Annotated in this window: 17 protein-coding genes; 8 read left to right on the top strand and 9 right to left on the bottom strand. The window is 68.5% G+C overall.

The features are described from left to right. Positions 1-146: 146 nt before the first annotated feature. On the bottom strand, positions 147-596 hold the full coding sequence (locus BKN51_RS05200; RefSeq protein ID WP_101606535.1) for a winged helix-turn-helix transcriptional regulator: 450 nt from the start codon (positions 594-596) through the stop codon (positions 147-149). 67 nt (positions 597-663) lie between these two features. On the opposite strand from BKN51_RS05200, the gene BKN51_RS05195 reads away from it, so the two are divergent. Further along, on the top strand, positions 664-1,809 hold the full coding sequence (locus tag BKN51_RS05195) for an MFS transporter (protein WP_101606534.1): 1,146 nt from the start codon (positions 664-666) through the stop codon (positions 1,807-1,809). Here BKN51_RS05195 and BKN51_RS05190 read toward each other — a convergent pair. The 4 genes from BKN51_RS05190 to BKN51_RS05175 are packed head-to-tail and all read right to left on the bottom strand — an operon-like array spanning position 1,793 to position 5,471. Next, positions 1,793-2,971: an acetyl-CoA C-acetyltransferase gene (locus tag BKN51_RS05190; protein ID WP_101613054.1), complete on the bottom strand. Its 1,179-nt coding sequence runs from the start codon at positions 2,969-2,971 to the stop codon at positions 1,793-1,795. The genes BKN51_RS05195 and BKN51_RS05190 overlap by 17 nt on opposite strands. Positions 2,972-2,975: 4 nt before the next feature. Then, on the bottom strand, positions 2,976-3,596 hold the full coding sequence (locus BKN51_RS05185) for a TetR/AcrR family transcriptional regulator (RefSeq protein WP_168214270.1): 621 nt from the start codon (positions 3,594-3,596) through the stop codon (positions 2,976-2,978). After that, a complete protein-coding gene (locus tag BKN51_RS05180) occupies positions 3,589-4,356 on the bottom strand; it encodes an SDR family oxidoreductase (RefSeq protein WP_101606532.1) in 768 nt (255 codons plus the stop codon). Before BKN51_RS05180 ends, BKN51_RS05185 begins: the two co-directional genes overlap by 8 nt. After that, positions 4,353-5,471 carry an acyl-CoA dehydrogenase family protein gene (locus BKN51_RS05175; RefSeq protein ID WP_101606531.1) on the bottom strand — a complete coding sequence of 373 codons (1,119 nt, stop codon included), beginning with the start codon at positions 5,469-5,471 and terminating at the stop codon, positions 4,353-4,355. Before BKN51_RS05175 ends, BKN51_RS05180 begins: the two co-directional genes overlap by 4 nt. A 71-nt stretch (positions 5,472-5,542) precedes the next feature. On the opposite strand from BKN51_RS05175, the gene BKN51_RS05170 reads away from it, so the two are divergent. From BKN51_RS05170 to BKN51_RS05145, 6 genes are read left to right on the top strand one after another with little or no spacing between them, the layout of a single operon-like run. Then, complete coding sequence (locus BKN51_RS05170) at positions 5,543-7,033, top strand: FadD3 family acyl-CoA ligase (protein ID WP_101606530.1); 1,491 nt, start codon at positions 5,543-5,545, stop codon at positions 7,031-7,033. After that, the gene (locus tag BKN51_RS05165; RefSeq protein ID WP_101606529.1) at positions 7,030-7,863 is read left to right on the top strand and encodes an enoyl-CoA hydratase; all 834 of its coding nucleotides are present in this window, start codon (positions 7,030-7,032) and stop codon (positions 7,861-7,863) included. Before BKN51_RS05170 ends, BKN51_RS05165 begins: the two co-directional genes overlap by 4 nt. Then, on the top strand, positions 7,863-8,996 hold the full coding sequence (locus BKN51_RS05160) for an acyl-CoA dehydrogenase family protein (protein WP_101606528.1): 1,134 nt from the start codon (positions 7,863-7,865) through the stop codon (positions 8,994-8,996). Before BKN51_RS05165 ends, BKN51_RS05160 begins: the two co-directional genes overlap by 1 nt. Further along, on the top strand, positions 8,993-9,922 hold the full coding sequence (locus BKN51_RS05155; protein WP_101606527.1) for an acyl-CoA dehydrogenase family protein: 930 nt from the start codon (positions 8,993-8,995) through the stop codon (positions 9,920-9,922). Before BKN51_RS05160 ends, BKN51_RS05155 begins: the two co-directional genes overlap by 4 nt. Next, entirely contained in the window at positions 9,919-10,905 is a 987-nt protein-coding gene (locus tag BKN51_RS05150) for an acyl-CoA dehydrogenase family protein (protein ID WP_101606526.1), read from the top strand. The genes BKN51_RS05155 and BKN51_RS05150 overlap by 4 nt, the downstream gene beginning before the upstream one ends. Before the next feature lie 4 nt (positions 10,906-10,909). Then, positions 10,910-11,317 carry an HIT family protein gene (locus tag BKN51_RS05145; RefSeq protein WP_101606525.1) on the top strand — a complete coding sequence of 136 codons (408 nt, stop codon included), beginning with the start codon at positions 10,910-10,912 and terminating at the stop codon, positions 11,315-11,317. Here the strand turns inward: BKN51_RS05145 and BKN51_RS05140 are convergent. Beyond that, the gene (locus tag BKN51_RS05140) at positions 11,308-12,258 is read right to left on the bottom strand and encodes an RNA polymerase subunit sigma-70 (RefSeq protein ID WP_369862480.1); all 951 of its coding nucleotides are present in this window, start codon (positions 12,256-12,258) and stop codon (positions 11,308-11,310) included. The genes BKN51_RS05145 and BKN51_RS05140 overlap by 10 nt on opposite strands. Before the next feature lie 59 nt (positions 12,259-12,317). Between BKN51_RS05140 and BKN51_RS05135 the strand changes: the two genes are divergently transcribed. Next, positions 12,318-12,698 carry a nuclear transport factor 2 family protein gene (locus BKN51_RS05135; RefSeq protein WP_101606523.1) on the top strand — a complete coding sequence of 127 codons (381 nt, stop codon included), beginning with the start codon at positions 12,318-12,320 and terminating at the stop codon, positions 12,696-12,698. Positions 12,699-12,745: 47 nt separating this feature from the next. Here BKN51_RS05135 and BKN51_RS05130 read toward each other — a convergent pair whose 3' ends face one another. The 3 genes from BKN51_RS05130 to BKN51_RS05120 all read right to left on the bottom strand — a co-directional run bounded on the left by BKN51_RS05130 (position 12,746) and on the right by BKN51_RS05120 (position 15,547). Continuing rightward, the gene (locus tag BKN51_RS05130; protein WP_101613053.1) at positions 12,746-13,927 is read right to left on the bottom strand and encodes an HNH endonuclease signature motif containing protein; all 1,182 of its coding nucleotides are present in this window, start codon (positions 13,925-13,927) and stop codon (positions 12,746-12,748) included. A 77-nt stretch (positions 13,928-14,004) separates the two neighbouring features. Beyond that, positions 14,005-14,973 (bottom strand): IS30 family transposase, encoded by a 969-nt coding sequence (locus tag BKN51_RS05125; protein WP_101613052.1) that lies wholly within the window; start codon positions 14,971-14,973, stop codon positions 14,005-14,007. A gap of 106 nt (positions 14,974-15,079) precedes the next feature. Then, the gene (locus BKN51_RS05120; protein ID WP_101606522.1) at positions 15,080-15,547 is read right to left on the bottom strand and encodes a MarR family winged helix-turn-helix transcriptional regulator; all 468 of its coding nucleotides are present in this window, start codon (positions 15,545-15,547) and stop codon (positions 15,080-15,082) included. Positions 15,548-15,663: the final 116 nt, after the last annotated feature.

Below are 15,663 nucleotides of genomic sequence, written 5' to 3'. Positions count from 1 at the left end.
GGCCTCCGCTCCCACCGCCACCCCCTGGGGACGCCGGGAGGATCCGGTGACCGACGGTGATTCGGGCTCCGTCGGTCACCGCCCTCCGGGCTCCCCGCATCCGGTCGGGGCCCTTCCGGGCTTGACTCACCTGGAAGGGCCCCGATCTACGCGTGCGCCTTCACCACAACGGTGTCGTCCGGGCCGACGACGCGTCCGTCCGCGGCACGGACCTCCAGCCCCCGCAGCGGACGCCCGCCGTCACGGTCCACCAGTTCCGATCGCGGCTCATCCGCGGCGAAGAAGTGCGCCTCGCCCCATTGCCGCAGCGCGACGATCACCGGGAACAGATCACGGCCTTTCGCCGTGAGGACGTACTCGCTGTAGGTGCTCCCGTCCGAAGCCGGGACCACGTCGAGCACCCCGTGCCCGACCAGCGCCCGCAGCCGGGCGGACAAGATGTTCTTCGCGACGCCCAGGCTGCGCTGAAACTCACCGAAGCGTCGGACGCCGTCGAAGGCGTCGCGCACGATCAGGAGTGACCACCAGTCGCCGATCGTGTCGACCGAACGCGCCACCGGGCACGGGGCTTCGTCGAACGTCGTCCGTTTCACCATGGTTGCATCTTACAACCGCAGTGCTCTACCGTCCGAGTGGTAGCAAATTGAAACCATTGGAGGGTTCGTGCACCGCGGAGTCGTCCTGTTGTTCGCCGTGTCCGCCGGGACGGCCGTCGCCACGATCTACTTCGCCCAGCCGTTGCTCGTCACCATGGGCGCCGATCTCGGGATCGCCACGTCGACCGTGGGCGGCATCGTCACGCTCACGCAGCTCGGCTACGGCCTGGGCCTGTTCCTGCTGGTCCCGCTCGGTGACCTGCTCGACCGGCGGCGGCTCGTCGTCGGCCTGCTGACGCTGCTGGCGATCGCCGAACTGGTCGCCGCGACCGCCGCGAACGGCGTGGTCCTGCTCGCCGGGATGGCGGCGATCGGCGTTCTCGCGGTGGTCACGCAGCTCCTCGTCGCGTTCGCCGCGTCGCTGGCCGACCCCGCCGGACGCGGGCGCGTGGTCGGCCTCGTGACGACCGGCGTCGTCCTCGGGATCCTGCTGGCGCGCACGGTTTCCGGCACGCTGGCCGACCTCGCGGGCTGGCGGGCGGTGTACTTCGCGTCCGCCGCCGTGACCGTGCTGATCGCGATCGTGCTGTACCGCGTGCTGCCCGCCTCGGCACCCGCCGGAACGGGGATGGGCTACGGGCGGCTACTGCGTTCCACGGTGTCGCTTTTCGCCGGCGAACCCGTCTTCCGGACGCGCGGAACGCTGGCACTGCTGATCTTCGCCGCGTTCGGCACCCTGTGGAGTTCCGTCGCCCTGCCGCTCAGCGAGGACGGCCTGTCGCACACCGCCATCGGCGCGTTCGGGCTGGCCGGGGCGGCGGGCGCGCTGGCGGCGGCGCCCGCCGGACGGCTCGCGGACCGCGGCCGGGCACAGTGGACGACCGGGCTCGCACTGGGACTGCTCTTGCTTTCGTGGGTGCCGCTGGGCTTCACCCGCGTGTCACTGTGGGCCCTGGCGGCGGGCGCCGTCCTGCTCGACCTCGCCGTCCAGGCCGTGCACGTCACGAGCCAGACCTTGATCTACCCGCTCCGGCCGGACGCCGGCAGCAGGCTGATCGGCGGCTACATGATCTTCTACTCGGTCGGCAGCGGCCTGGGCGCCATCGCCTCCACCGCTGTCTACGCCTTCGCGGGCTGGACCGGGGTCTGCCTGCTGGGCGCGGCTTTCAGCGCCTTGGCACTCACCGTGTGGAGCGTCAAAGCCGCTCGATGATGGTGACGTTCGCCGTCCCGCCGCCTTCGCACATCGTCTGCAGCCCGTAGCGCCCGCCGCGCCGTTCGAGTTCGTGCAACAGGGTCGCGAACAGTTTCGTCCCGGTCGCGCCGATGGGGTGCCCGAGCGCGATGCCGCCGCCGTTGACGTTGACGCGGTCCGGATCGGCTCCCGTCTCCTCGATCCACGCCAGCACGACACTCGCGAACGCCTCGTTGACCTCGAACAGGTCGATGTCGCCGATGCCCAGCCCGGTCTTCCGCAGCGCGTGCGCGGTCGCCGGGATCGGCCCGGTCAGCATCCACACCGGATCGGCCGCCCGCACGGAAAGGTGATGGATCCTGGCGCGCGGAGTCAGGCCGTGTTCCTCGACGAACTTCTCCGACGCGATGAGCGTCGCGCTGGCACCGTCGGAAATCTGGCTGGCCACGGCCGCGGTGATCCGCGAACCCTCGCTCAGCGGCTTCAGCCCGGCCATCCGCTCCAAGCTGGTGTCACGCCTGGGCCCCTCGTCCAGGCCGACACCGGCGAACGGCACTGTTTCGGCGGCGAACCGGCCTTCGTCGATGGCCGCGACCGCGCGCTGATGACTGCGGAAGGCGTACTCCTCCATCGCCTCGCGGGTCAGATCCCAGTGCTCGGCGATCATGTCGGCACTGCGGAACTGCGAAACCTCGACGCTGCCATACCGCTCCTGCCAGCCCTTCGAGCCGGAGAACGGGTCCTCGAAGCCGTACTCGCGCCCGGCCAGCATCGCCGCGCTGATCGGGATGGCGCTCATGTTCTGCACGCCGCCCGCGAGGACGAGGTCCATCGTCCCGGACAGCACCGCCTGCGCGGCGAAATGCACGGCCTGCTGACTCGAACCGCACTGCCGGTCGATCGTCACACCCGGCACGTGGTGCCCGAATCCCGCCGCGAGCCACGCCGTCCGCGCGATGTTCCCGGACTGCGACCCGAGTGTGTCGGTGCAGCCGAGGATGACGTCGTCGACCAGGTCGGCGTCGACACCCGCTCGTTCGACGACGGCCTGGATGACGTGGGCGCCGAGGTCGGCGGAGTGGACGCCGCTGAGCCCTCCCCCGCGTTTGCCGACCGGTGTCCGGACCGCGTCGAGAACATATGCTTCAGCCCGAGGTACGTTTTCCCTCCGAGGGCTCATCGAATCAGCCACGGCGCTTCCTTGTCTTCGTCGCGATGCCGTCCAGGAGAATGCCGAGGTACTGCTGCGCGACGTCGTCCGCGCTCAGCGTCCCGTCGGGGTTGTACCAGCGCACCGCCACCCAGACGGTGTCGCGGATGAACCGGTAGGTGAGCTCGACGTCGAGGTCGGCGCGGAAGACGCCGGCCGCGATGCCGTCGGTGAGGATCGCGTTCCACAGCTTGCGGAACTCGGTGTTGCGGTCGGTGAGGTAGTCGAAGCGCGGCAACTGCATCAGGTGCTTCGCTTCGGACTGGTAGATCGCCACCTCGGCGGGCCGCCGGTGAATGGATTCGAACGACGCCACGACGACGGCTTCCAGCGTTTCCCGCGGGCCTCGGCCCTCCGCGACGATTTCGGCGTAGGCGCCGAAGAGTTCGTCGAGGAATCCGGTGAGGATCTCGTCGGCCATCGACTCCTTCGAGTCGAAATGGTGGTACAGGCTGCCCGAAAGGATTCCCGCCGCGTCCGCGATGTCCCGCACGGTGGTGGAGACGTAACCGCGCTCGGCGAACAGCTTCGCCGCCAGGGCGAGCAGTTCGGCGCGGCGGGACCCTGGGGTGGCTTTCACTGATACCTCACGCATGCTGGGAACTCACGGACACGACCTCGCCGGTGAGGTACGACGAGTACTCACTGGCGAGGAACACCATCACATTCGCCACTTCCCAGGGTTCCGCCGCCCTCCCCGAGACCTCGCGCGCGGTGAGCTCGGTGAGCAGTTCCTCGCTGGTCACCTTGGCCAGGAACGGATGCATCGCCAGGCTCGGCGCGACGGCGTTGACCCGGATGCCGTGCTCCGCGACGTCGACGGCCGCGCAGCGGGTGAGCGCCATGACTCCCGCCTTCGCCGCCGCGTAGTGCGCCTGACCGGCCTGCGCGCGCCAGCCGATCACCGAGGCGTTGTTCACGATCACCCCGCCGTCGCCCTGCGTGATGAACCGCTTCACCGCGGCCCTCGTCGCGCGGAAGGTGCCGTTGAGGGTCACGTCGATGACCCGCGCCCATTCTTCGTCGGCCATGTCCACTATGGACTTGGTACCGCCGAGCCCGGCGTTGTTGACGAGCACGTCGACACGGCCGTAGTGCGCGGCAGCACCGTCGATGAGCGCCTGGACCTGTTCTTCTTGGGTGACGTCACAGGGAATCGCGTGGACGTCGCCGAGTTCGGCGGCCTTCTCCCCCAGCCGCCGCTCGTGCCAGTCGCTGATCACGACGCGGGCGCCTTCCTCCAGCGCTCGTTTCGCCACGGCGGAACCGATCCCGGTTCCGGCCGCGGCCGTCACCACGACCACCTTGTCCCGCAAAAGGTTCGCCCCCTCGGGATACTTCGGAACCGGAATCACGGTCGCACCTCCCTTGGCAGGCCGAGCACGCGCTCGGCGATGACGTTGCGCTGGATTTCGTTGGAGCCGCCGTAGATCGTGTCGGCGCGGGTGAAGAGGAAGAGCCGCTGCCAGGCGTCGAGCCCGTCCTCGGCGACCATGCCCCGCGCGCCACGGACGAGCATCGCCAGCTCTCCGAGGTCACGATGCCAGTTCGCCCAGACCAGTTTGGACACTTCCGCGACACCCGGTGACGAGTCGCCCAGCGTGCGGATCGCGTGTGCCCGCATGACCTCCAGGCCGACCCAGGCCCGATCGATCCGCTCCGCGATCATCGGATCGTCCGGCGCGATCCTGGTGAGTTCTTCGAGTTCCCGGCGGAAGCCGACCTGCTGGCCGAGTGTCGCGACCCCGCGCTCGAAGGCGAGTGTGCCCATGGCCACCCGCCAGCCGTCGCCGGGTTCCCCGACGACCAGGTCCTTCGCCGTGCGTGCGCCGTCGAAGAAGACCTCGTTGAACTCGGAGGTCCCGGTGAGCTGCTGGATCGGGCGCACCTCGACGCCGGGTTGCCGCAGGGGAACGAGCAAATAGGACAGTCCTTTGTGGCGTTTCGAGCCGGACTCGGTGCGGGCGAGCACGAAACACCAGTCGGCCACGTGCGCGAGCGACGTCCACACCTTCTGGCCGTGCAGTACCCACTCGTCGCCTTCGAGGGTCGCCGTGGTCGACACGGCGGCGAGGTCGGAACCGGCGCCGGGCTCGGAATAGCCCTGGCACCACAGTTCCTCGACGGCGACGATCGGCGGCAGGAACCGCTTCCGCTGTTCCGGCGTACCGAACGCGATCAAGGTGGGGCCCAGGAGTTCCTGGGCCAGGTGACTCACCCTCGCCGGGGCGTCCGCTCGCGCGTACTCCTCGTGGAAGACGACCTGCTGTTCGAGCGTCGCGCCCTGTCCGCCGTGCTCGACCGGCCAGCCGACGCAGGTCCAGCCCGCCGCGGCGAGCCGCCGTTCCCACTCCACGCGTTCGTCGAAGGCCTCGTGTTCGCGCCCCGGACCGCCCAAACCACGCAAGTCCGGCGGCAGGTTGTCCGCCAGCCAGGTGCGCACACGGTCACGAAAGCCGTCCTGAGCCACGCATGCCTCCTCTAGCCAAACCAGAGCCTGCTGCGTAGGCTACCCTACCAAGCACTTGCTAGGGAGGCTCGATGTCCCCAGGGACCATCCCGGCGGCGCTCGACAGGGCCGCGGAACGCTTCGCCGGACGAGAAGCACTCGTCGACGGCGAAATCCGGCTCACCTATGCCGAACTCGCGCGGCGGGTGCGGCAGGCGGCACGGTTCTTCGAGGGCCACCACCGGGTCGCGATCTGCTCCCCCAACACCTGGCAATGGGTCGTCGCCGGGCTCGGCGCGCTGTACGCCGGCGCGACGCTCGTCCCGGTCAACACCCGCTTCACCGCCCGCGAGACCCTCGACATCCTCGGCCGCGCACGGGTTTCCGCGCTCGTGATCACCGGCACGTTCCTCGGCACCGACCGCCTGGCCGCCCTCGGCGCCGACCGCCCCGCGACCATCCTGCGGATCCCCGTCGAAGGCACGGAAGAACCGGTCGACGGCGTCACGGAATGGGACGCGCTCACGAGCCTCGACAGCGACTTCGTGAGCCCTGCCGAACCCGACGACGTCAGCGACATCCTGTTCACCTCCGGGACCACTGGCCGCAGCAAAGGCGCGATGAGCAGCCACCGGCAGACGTTGAGCGTCGCCGAAGCCTGGGCGGACTGCGGTGGCCTGACCGAGCAGGACCGGTACCTCGTGATCAACCCGTTCTTCCACAGCTTCGGGTACAAGGCGGGCATCGTCGCCGCCGTGTTACGAGGGGCGGCGATGCTGCCGCAGCGCACCTTCGACGTCCGGGAAACCCTGCGGCTCATCGAAACCGAACGCGTCACCGTGCTGCCGGGCGCGCCGACGATCCATCAAGTACTGCTGGACGCGCCGGAACGCGCGAACCACGACCTGTCCAGTCTCCGGCTCGCGGTCACCGGTGCCGCCACGGTGCCGGTCGCGCTCGTCGAGCGGATGCAGACGGAACTGAGCTTCGACACCGTGCTCACCGCGTACGGGCTCACCGAAGCCGTGGTCGCGACGATGTCCCGTCCCGGCGACGACGCGAAGCTGGTGGCGAACTACACCGGCCGCGCGACGGCGGGATTCGAAGTGAAGCTCGGCGAGCACGACGAGGTCCTGCTGCGCGGGCCGAACGTGATGCTCGGCTATCTCGACGACCCGGAAGCGACCGCGAAGGCCGTCGACGCGGACGGCTGGTTGCACACCGGCGACGTCGGCGTGCTGAACGAACGCGGCTATCTCAAGATCGTCGACCGGATCAAGGACATGTACGTCTGCGGCGGGTTCAACGTCTATCCGGCCGAGATCGAACAGGTGCTCAGCAGGCTGGACGGTGTCGCGGAGTCCGCCGTCGTCGGCGTGCCGGACCATCGGCTCGGCGAGGTCGGCAAGGCGTTCGTCGTCCTGCGCCCCGGCGCAGCAGTGTCCACAGAGGACGTCCTGGCGCATTGCGAGGGCGAATTGGCCAACTACAAGATTCCTCGATTTGTCGACTTCGTGGCGGAACTTCCGCGCAACCTGTCGGGGAAGGTGCTGAAACGCGTGTTGCGGGAGGAGAACGGATGACCGTCGAGTACGAGCGACGCGGGCCGGTGGCCGTCGTCACGATGAACCGGCCGGAGTACCGGAACGCGCAGAACTCGGCGATGACCTACGCGCTCGACGCCGCGTTCACCCGCGCCGTCGACGATCCCGAGGTCAAGGTGATCGTGCTGGCCGGAGCGGGCAAGCACTTCTCCGCCGGGCACGACATCGGGACCCCGGAACGCGACGTGGACGTCTCCTTCGAGCGCAAGGCGGTCCTGTGGTGGGACCACGTCGGCGCCGAGGGCGGTGATCAGCGGTTCGCCCGCGAGTCCGAGGTCTACCTCGGCATGTGCCGCCGGTGGCGCGAGATCCCGAAGCCGACCATCGCGAGTGTGCAGGGCGCGTGCATCGCGGGCGCGCTCATGCTGGCTTGGGTGTGCGACATGATCGTCGCCTCCGACGACGCGTTCTTCGCCGATCCCGTGGTACGCATGGGGATTCCCGGTGTCGAGTACTTCGCGCATCCCTGGGTCCTCGGTCCGCGCGCGGCCAAGGAGGTGCTGTTCACCGGTGAGCGCTTCACCGCGCAGCAGGCCAAGGAGTGGGGCATGCTGAACCGCGTCGTCCCCCGCGCCGACCTCGAGACCGAGACGATGGCGCTGGCGGAGAAGATCGCGGTGATGCCGCGAATGGGGCTCGCGCTCGCCAAGAAGGCCGTCAACCAGGCCGAGGATCTGATGGGGCTGCGGTCCGGAATGGACTCCGTGTTCGGCCTGCATCATTTCGCGCACGCGCACAACGCCGAAATGTCCGGCGGCGATTCCCTGGGCGGGCAGGACGCGCGCTCGATGCGGGACGCGAGTTCGTGATGAACCTCGACCTGGACGAGCGGACCCTCGCCTTCCGCGACGAAGCACGCTCCTGGCTGGCCGCGAACGTCCCCGCCGAGCCACTGAAGTCATTCGACACCGCCGAGGGATTCGCCCAGCACCGCGAGTGGGAGGCGAAGCTGACCGAGGCCCGATGGTCGGTCGTCTCCTGGCCGCGCGAGTACGGCGGGCGGGACGCGAGTCTCCTGGAGTGGGTGCTGTTCGAGGAGGAGTACTACGCGGCCGGCGCGCCGCTGAGGGTCAACCAGAACGGCATCTTCATGCTCGCGCCCACCCTGTTCTCCCATGGCACCGAGGAACAACAGAGTCGCATCCTGCCGAAGATGGCGCGCTCGGAGGAGGTCTGGGCGCAGGCCTGGTCGGAACCCGAAGCGGGCAGCGACATCGCCGCGCTCCGGAGCACCGCGACCCGCTGCGACGGCGGATGGCGGGTCAGCGGGCAGAAGACGTGGAGTTCCCGCGCGACGTTCGCCGACCGGGCTTTCGGCCTGTTCCGCAGCGATCCGGATTCGGCGCGGCACAAGGGCCTCACGTATCTGATGGTGGATCTGCGGGCCGAGGGGGTCACCGTCCGGCCGATCCCCCAGCTGGACGGCGAGCCGGGGTTCGCGGAGATCTTCTTCGACGACGTCTTCGTCCCCGACGAGGACGTGATCGGCACGCCGGGCGAGGGCTGGCGGGTCGCGATGACGACGGCGAACAACGAACGCGGTCTGTCCCTGCGCAGTCCCGGCCGGTTCCTCGCCGCGGCCGACAGGCTGGTCTCGCTCTGGCGCGACGCAGGACGCCCTGCCCACACCGCCGACAGGGTGGCCGACGCGTGGATCGGCGCGCGGGCCTACCAGCTGTACACGCTCGGCACGGTCACCCGCCTCGCGGACGGAGCGGAGCTCGGGCCGGAATCGAGTGTCAACAAGCTGTTCTGGTCCCACCTCGACGTCTCCCTGCACGAAACCGCGCTCGACGTCCTCGGCCCGGACGCCGAACTGCGCGGCCGGTGGAGTGACGGATGGTTGTTCTCGCTGGCGGGCCCGATCTACGGCGGGACCGACCAGATCCAGCGGTCCATCGTCGCCGAACGACTGCTCGGTCTGCCGAAGGGGGCTCGATGAGGTTCGCGCTCTCCGGTGAGCAGGAGCAGTTCTCCCGCAGCCTGCACGATCTTCTGTCCGGTTTGGACACCGACACGGCCAACCGGTCCTGGGCCTCGGGCGATCCCGGCCCCGGTCTCAAGATCTGGCGACGGCTGGCGGACCTCGGGGTGACCGCACTGGCGGTCCCGGAACGGTACGACGGCCTCGGCGCCACCCCGGTCGATCTGGTCGTCGGCTTCGAACGGCTCGGCTACCACTGCGTCCCGGGCCCGTGGACCGACACCGTGGCCGTACTGCCGTCCTTGCTGGACGACGAGCTGCTGACCTCGGTCGCGTCCGGCGAGACGCTGGCGTCGGTGGCGTTCGCGCCCCACGTGCCGTACGCCTTGGACTCCGACGTCGCCGACGCCCGTCTCGCGGTCGGGGACGGCAGGCTGCGCGCGTTCACCCCCGGCGCACTCTTGTCCTCTGTGGACGGTTCACGGCGGCTGTTCCCGCCGGTGGCGGGGGACGACCTCGGCACGGCGCTCGACGCGGACCGCGCGTTCGAACTGGGCTGCCTCGCCACGGCCGCGCACCTCCTCGGCGCCGGACGGTGGCTGCTCGACACGGCGGTGGCGTATGCCGCGCAACGCAAGCAGTACGGGCGGGAGATCGGCGGGTACCAGGCGGTCAAACACCTGCTCGCCGACGTCGCGACCGGGCTCGCGCTGGCCGAACCGCTGCTGTACGGCGCGGCCGTCACCCTGGACAGGCGAGACGTCTCCGCGGCCAAGGTGGCGTGCGGGGACGCCGCGCACCTCGCCGCCCGGACCGGGCTGCAGGTGCACGGTGCGATCGGCTACACCGCCGAACACGCTCTCGGCCTGCGGCTGACCAGGGTCCGCGCGCTGGTCGGCGCCTGGGGAACGCCGCGGTTCCACCGGGAGCGGGTGCTGTCATGACGTTCACCGCCGAACAGGACGCGCTGCGCGACAGCGTCCGGAAACTGCTGGACCGGGAGGCTGATCCCTGGCCGGGGCTGTGCGAACAGATCGGCGTGGCGGCACTGGCCGTTCCCGAGCGGTTCGGCGGTCTCGGTGCCGGGACGGCGGAACTGCAGGTGGTCGCCGAGGAGCTGGGCCGGGTCCTCGCGGACGTCCCGTTCCTCGGTTCGGCAGTGCTCGCCGTGCACGCGCTGCTCGCCACGGGCGATGACGACGCTTGTGAGCGCCTGCTCCCCCGCCTCGCCGAAGGTGTCGTCGGAGCCGTGGCCTGGACGGATGCCGATGGTCGATGGAACGCCCCGGCGTGTGACGCTTCTGAGTCCACTGCTTCTGAAACCACTGTGGATGGTGAGGCACACTACGTCCTCCATGGCGACGAGGCCGAGATCCTGCTGGTGCTCGCGGGGGACTCGCTCTACGAGGTCACCGATGCCCCTCGGGTACGGACCGCCGCGATGGACGAGACCCGGCGGCTCGCTCGCGTGACCTTCGACCGCACCCCTGCCCGCTTGATCGGACCGGTCGACGTCGGCGCGCTCCGGGACGTCGCGTGCGCGGTGCTCGCCGCCGAACAGGCCGGGGCCGCGGCGCAGGCGTTCGAGCTGACGGTGGAGTACAGCAAGCAGCGGCACCAGTTCGGCAGGCCGATCGGCGGATTCCAGGCGTTGAAGCATCGGATGGCGGACCTCCACGTCCTGGTGGAGACCGCGCGTTCGGCGGCCTACGCGGCTCCGGAGTCGAGCAGGCTGGCCGCGGTGGCGAAGGTGCACTGCTCGGAGGCGCTGGCGACGGTGGCGGGCGAGATGATCCAGCTGCACGGCGGGATCGCGATCACCTGGGAGCATCCGGCGCACCGCTACTTCAAGCGGGCGCACGGTGCGGCGCACCTTTTCGGTTCGCCCGGCGATCACCTCGGGCGGGTGCGGCCGCCGTTATCGTGAGCCGGTGGACTGTGCGATCTGCGCCAAACACCGGGGCGAGGGGCCCCTCGTGGGGCCGGTCGTCTGGGCGGACGACGTACTCGTCGTTTCACATCGCCCGGGTGAGTTCCCCGGGTATCTGTTCGTGGAGACTCGGCGGCACGTGGCCGCACTGGACGAACTGACTTCGGAAGAGGTCTCGGCGGTCTCGCGGGCGGCCTGGTGCGCGGCTCGCGGCCTGCGGGCGGAACTGGCTCCGGAGCACGTGTTCTCCGCCATCGCCGGACGGAGTGTCGCTCACTTCCATCAGCACGTTTTCGCGCGGCATCGGGGAACGCCCACTGAAATCGGGTGGATGGACGGTCCCTCGTGGACGGGTGCGCCGGTCATGGACATCGAGGCGCTCTGCGGTCGTTTGGCGAGCTACTTCTGAGCCAGGAACCGGGTGATGGCACGAATGCGGTCGCCGTCGAGGGTGAGGACCATCAACCCGGCCGGTGCCTCGCCGTGCCGGCAGTCGAAGGCAGGCTGGTTGTTCGCCCGGGTCGGCGTCATCGTGAAGCCCTCCGGGACCGGCACGGCCATGGTCACGCGGAGGAAGCCGGCGATCGCGTCGAGGCCGTGGTACTCGTGCGGCGCCGGCGGCATGGCGAGCCACGCGTCGTCGGTGAGCAAGCCGAGGACGCCGTCGAGATCGCCCTCGGTGAAGGCATCGGCGAACCGCCTGGTCAGCTCGCGCTCCTGGGGTGACGGCCGGTGCCCGGCGCCGTCACGATGCTTGTCGAGTGAGGCGCGGGCGCGCTGGAGGATGCCCTTGACCGCGGTTTCGGTGGTGCCGAGCATGCTCGCGACCTCGCCTGCGGGGAAGCACAGAACGTCCCGCAGGACGAGGGCGGCGGCCTGTCTCGGTGGGAGGAGCTGGAGGCCGGTGACGAAGGCGAGCTCGATCGCCTCCCTCGCGCTGTAGCGCGCTTCGGGGCCGGGCTCGCTGTCGGCGACGCGCTCGAGGAGTTCGTCCGGGTACGGCTGCAGCCAGGTCATCTCGCCGCGGAGGCTGGGCTCCGGCGGGTCGAACGGGGGCACCGGTTCAGGGGGACGGCGGCGGCCCGCGTCCCGCAGGGCGTTGAGGCAGCGGTTGGTGGCGATGCGGTACAGCCAGGTGCGGAGCGACGAGCGCCCTTCGAAGTCGTCGAGGCCGCGCCAGGCGGCGAGCAGCGTCTCCTGAACCGCGTCCTCGGCGTCGGTGAGGGAGCCGAGGATCCGGTAACAGTGCAGATGCAGCTCGTGCCGATAGGTGTCGGTGAGCTTGCGAAACGCCTGGTCGTCCGTTTTCCTCACGGGCGCGATCCTGTCACGACCTTTTTCGCGGCGCACCGTTCCGTTTCGGGTGGGGACGGTGTCTGACGGGGTGAAGGTCGACGAAAGGAACCATCATGACCAGTCCGGCTTTGGACGTCGCGCTCTCCTACCACCGGGCGTGGACCGGCAGTGCCTTGGAGAAAGACTTCGAGAAGGCGATGACCTACGTCGCCGACGACGTCGTCTGCCACACTCCCGCCGGGCAGCTTTCCGGCGCGGAAGCGTTTCGCGGGTTCATGGGCCCGTTCACCGAGATCCTGACCGGGTCGACCCTGCTTTCGGCGTTCGGGGACGAGACGACGGCGCTGCTGATGTACGACACCGCGACGCTGCCGGTGGCGAGTGCGCCCGGGGCTGAGCTGGTGACCGTGCGGGAGGGGAAGATCGTGGAGCTGCGGATCGTGTTCGACCGGGCGCCCTTTGATGCGGCGCGGGCGACGGCTGCCGGGGCGTAGACCGGAGAGTCTGCGTGCTCGACTAGGTGTGAGGACGTTCGTCTCGTTCAGAAGGGCGGGGTATCGTCCTCCGGCTCCGGGCGTGGGTCGTGGAGTGGTTCCGGTGTCGCGTCGTAGGTGCGTCCGGACGGGGTGGTGATGGTCATGCCGCCGTCGCCGGTGGGCGTCGCGGACCAGCCGGGTTCCTCCTTGAGGAGATTGTGGATCTTGCACGCTCCGCGGCAGTTGTGGTGATCGGTCCTGCCGTTCCGCGCCCGGGGAATGATGTGGTCGATCTCGGAGAACTCCGCCGGACGGTGGCAGCCGGGATGCGTGCATTCCCGGTCCCGCGCCTTGATCAACCGGGCCAGCGAGGCCGGTGACCGGTACTTGTCGGCACCGGCCTCCAGGAGTTGCCCGGTGGCGGGGTCGGTGATCAGCCGTGACCAGGTCGAGCCGGGATCGGAGGCGATCTCCCGCACGAGCCAGTCGGGGATGGGCCCGTAACCGGCCAGGGTCGCGGGATCCTCGCGAGCGCCCGCCAGGGTCAAGAAGTCGACGTAGACATGGATGTGCGCGCGAGGCTTTCCGTGCCCATCCTCGGCCAGAAGCCGTTCGGCGAACACGTCAGCGCGATGCTGATCCAGGGTCCGGGACTTGTCCCGTGCCCGGCGCGCCTGCGCGGCGCGGCTCATCGACGCGTAAATCGAACTCGCCACCTCGGAAGGCAGAAGACCGGAGAGAGTCGACATGGTCTCGTCTTCGTGGTCCAGCGAGACATGTCGTCGCGCGCGTTTCTTTTCCGCCCGTTCCTTATAGCCCGCCCGGTCGAACTTCTGCACCGCGCCGTTCACCGATTTGCGGATCGCCCCGGGGTCACGCCCGGCGAGCCGGTTGGCCATGAACGCGTCCACCTGCGAGGCGATCTCGTCCGAGACTTCGCGGGTCAACTGACTGACCTTTGACGCCTTGTACAGATCGATGTCACCTTTCTCCAGCGCCGCCAACGTGTTCGGCAAGCGCGCCACGAGAGAGCAGGACGTTTCGACCAGCAGGGAGGCTTGATTGCGAGAGACCGAGAAGCACAGGGCGACCTCCTCGGTCACCGATCTTCGCGAACCACCCGCAGCGGCGAACTCCGCTATGAACCGCACCTGACGACCCTGTGTCCGACGAAGCGAGACTTCTTCGTCGTAGGCGGAATCGAGAAGGCGAGCGGCTTTCGGATTGAAAACAAGGGTAGTGGTCATGTCCATGATCATACTCGAACGTGCGTTCGATCACCACTGAACGCGTGGGGTGGTTTCAACTGGTGAGTGCACCACCTCTAGTCTAGCAACACTTTGCTGAACGCTTCGATCGGCTTAAGCCAACCTAGTGTCTGTCGCGGCCGGTCGTTGAGTTCGTCTGCGATGGCATCGAGTTCGTCCTGTGAATATCCGGATAGGTCGGTTCCTTTGGGAAGGTACTGGCGCAGCAACCCATTGGTGTTCTCGTTGCTGCCGCGTTGCCAGGGCGAGCGCGGATCACAAAAATACACCGGCATGCCGGTGGTCATGGTGAACTTCCTGTGGCCGCCCATCTCGCCACCCTGATCCCAGGTGACGCTGTTCTTGAAAACGTCAGGCAAAGTGTTCATCTTGGCGGCCAGCCGCGGGGCAACGTTCTCGGCCGTGCGATCGTGAGGAATACGCACCAGCATGACGAATCGAGTGCGCCGTTCGACCAAGGTCGCGATCTGCGATTGATTGTTCGCGCCGACGATCAGATCGCCTTCCCAGAAGCCCGGCACGGCACGGTCCTCGGCCTCGGCCGGCCGCTCGCTGATCAGGACCATGTCCTTGATCTTGCCCCGCAGCTCCGCCCCTCGCGACCGGGCCCGTCGCTTGATCCTGCCTTGGCGCAACCCCTCGGCCACCTCTGCCCGCAACGTCCCCTTCGCCTGTACGAACAACGCCTGGTAAATCGCTTCATGTGACACCCAGCGAGAATGATCCATCGGATGGTCGAGCCGCAACCTGTACGCGATCTGCATCGGTGACCACTTTTTCCGCAACCCCTCATGCACCACGCGAGTCAGAAACGGCGATTTCAGCACCTTGCGTTCCTTTGGACGCTTCCGTAGTCGATCAGCCCGGCGCTGCGCAACCAACGGCGAATACGCCTCCCGTCCACCGTTGCGGTCAACCTCGCGGGACACCACCGAATGATCCCGTCCAATCCAGGCCCCGATCTCCCGAAACGACTTCCCCTGCCTCAACCCGAACGCGATCAATTCACGCTCCACCGACCGCAACGGAACACCACGCGACACGGCACACCCCTTCGCTACCCAGAACGATCATTATCCCAGCCGGTGCACTGACCATCTGAGCCCGTGTGGGTTTCAGCATCGAGCTCTTCTACGAGACCGTCCCACCCGCATTGCGGATCAGCCGTTGAAGCACCTTCACCGTCGTGACGTAGTCCCTATCCTCGATACCTTCATGAAGGGCGGCACGGATAGCGGGAGCGTTACGCGCGAGATCGACGCGGGCCTGCTCCCCTTCCTCGGTGAGCCATAGCCGGTTCTCGGTGTCCCAGGTCACCCAGCCACGCTCCACGAGCGCTTCGGCCTCCACCGCCAGATCGTCCTCGGGGCGAATATAGGAGACCATCGCCTCTCGCAGTTCGGCCAAGGTCATTCCCCGGCCGTCGGATGAGATGTCGTTCGCCGACAGATTGCGCAGCAGCCAGAACTGCGGCTGGGTATAGCCCTTTTCGGCCTGCCGAGCCCGGGTGAACGCGATGAGCGCTTCGTAAGCGACACCGGTCCAATACGCGGCCGGCTGTCCGGCCAGCTCGACGTCGGACATCTGCCGAGTCGTCATGTCGTGTCTCCTCCGGGTACTTCCGTGCGGGTCATGCTGATGACGGTAGAACCTCCAGCGCGGTCAAGGTCAAGCTCTGCCGCAGGAACCCACACCGGGCCAAGGTAGGGCCAACC

Source organism: Amycolatopsis sp. BJA-103 (assembly GCF_002849735.1).
Classification (GTDB): domain Bacteria; phylum Actinomycetota; class Actinomycetes; order Mycobacteriales; family Pseudonocardiaceae; genus Amycolatopsis.
This window is presented reverse-complemented; position numbering and strand designations above follow the sequence as displayed.

Coding starts and splice junctions, on each gene's coding strand:
- BKN51_RS05190 (WP_101613054.1), bottom strand. CDS start 2,971: ATGAGCCCTCGGAGGGAAAACGTACCTCGGGCTGAAGCATATGTTCTC.
- BKN51_RS05160 (WP_101606528.1), top strand. CDS start 7,863: ATGAACCTCGACCTGGACGAGCGGACCCTCGCCTTCCGCGACGAAGCA.
- BKN51_RS05150 (WP_101606526.1), top strand. CDS start 9,919: ATGACGTTCACCGCCGAACAGGACGCGCTGCGCGACAGCGTCCGGAAA.
- BKN51_RS05155 (WP_101606527.1), top strand. CDS start 8,993: ATGAGGTTCGCGCTCTCCGGTGAGCAGGAGCAGTTCTCCCGCAGCCTG.
- BKN51_RS05170 (WP_101606530.1), top strand. CDS start 5,543: ATGTCCCCAGGGACCATCCCGGCGGCGCTCGACAGGGCCGCGGAACGC.
- BKN51_RS05135 (WP_101606523.1), top strand. CDS start 12,318: ATGACCAGTCCGGCTTTGGACGTCGCGCTCTCCTACCACCGGGCGTGG.
- BKN51_RS05120 (WP_101606522.1), bottom strand. CDS start 15,547: ATGACGACTCGGCAGATGTCCGACGTCGAGCTGGCCGGACAGCCGGCC.
- BKN51_RS05165 (WP_101606529.1), top strand. CDS start 7,030: ATGACCGTCGAGTACGAGCGACGCGGGCCGGTGGCCGTCGTCACGATG.
- BKN51_RS05200 (WP_101606535.1), bottom strand. CDS start 596: ATGGTGAAACGGACGACGTTCGACGAAGCCCCGTGCCCGGTGGCGCGT.
- BKN51_RS05185 (WP_168214270.1), bottom strand. CDS start 3,596: ATGCGTGAGGTATCAGTGAAAGCCACCCCAGGGTCCCGCCGCGCCGAA.
- BKN51_RS05130 (WP_101613053.1), bottom strand. CDS start 13,927: ATGACCACTACCCTTGTTTTCAATCCGAAAGCCGCTCGCCTTCTCGAT.